A 717-nucleotide genomic window follows, 5' to 3' on the forward strand; every position below is an offset into this window, starting at 1 on the left:
TTCAATGCTTTGATGCTCCGCCATGCACCAATCTTGAATTGATCGATGTATCTCATCTCACCTCCTCCGAGGCTGAGGAGCTCATCGCACAGTTTCGGCGAACGGAGCTGAAAGACAATTTCGATCTTGGACAGGACCACTTGTTTCGCGCGCGCATGGTCCGGCTTGGTCCTGACAATCATCTCATATTGATCACCGCTCATGAAATCATCGTCGATGCCTGGTCCATCTCTGTGCTGCTCAGAGATCTTCAGCAAAGGTACGTAGATGCCGTGGCGTTTTGCCCAGAGAACCGTGCGTCACTCTCGGGCTACGCGGCGTGGGAAAAACGACACGTTTCTCCAGAGGCGCTGGAGAGCCAACGTCACTATTGGCGTCGTCAGATTGGTGATGATCCGCCGGTGCTTTCGCTTGGAACGGGACGAGCGCGCCCGCAGACAAATTCATACCGCGGCGCCTCGCATCCAGTGCTGCTTGGCGGCGATCTTTCCAGTCGTGTAAGAGAATTTGCGCGCCGCAACAGCTGCACGATCGACAACGTCAAACTCTACGTGCTCGATGCACGATTGAAGAGAGTGCCTGTTGGAGCGTCCGGCGAACTGTGCATCGCGGGCCGCTGTCTGAGCGCTGGGTATTGGCAGGATCAAGATCGGACTGACCGCTGTTTCCTGCCGAATCCGTATGATGGCGGACAATACGATGTGCTTTATCGAAGTG

1 protein-coding gene is annotated in these 717 nt (G+C 55.4%); it reads left to right on the plus strand.

All coding sequences use genetic code 11. The features are described 5' to 3' along the window. Nucleotides 1–717, plus strand: a 717-nt coding sequence (locus I6F24_RS37305; protein ID WP_225131597.1) for a condensation domain-containing protein, incomplete at both ends; no start/stop codon positions are given.

It is taken from the genome of Bradyrhizobium sp. BRP23 (genome assembly GCF_020194135.1).
Taxonomy (GTDB): Bacteria; Pseudomonadota; Alphaproteobacteria; order Rhizobiales; family Xanthobacteraceae; genus Bradyrhizobium; species Bradyrhizobium yuanmingense.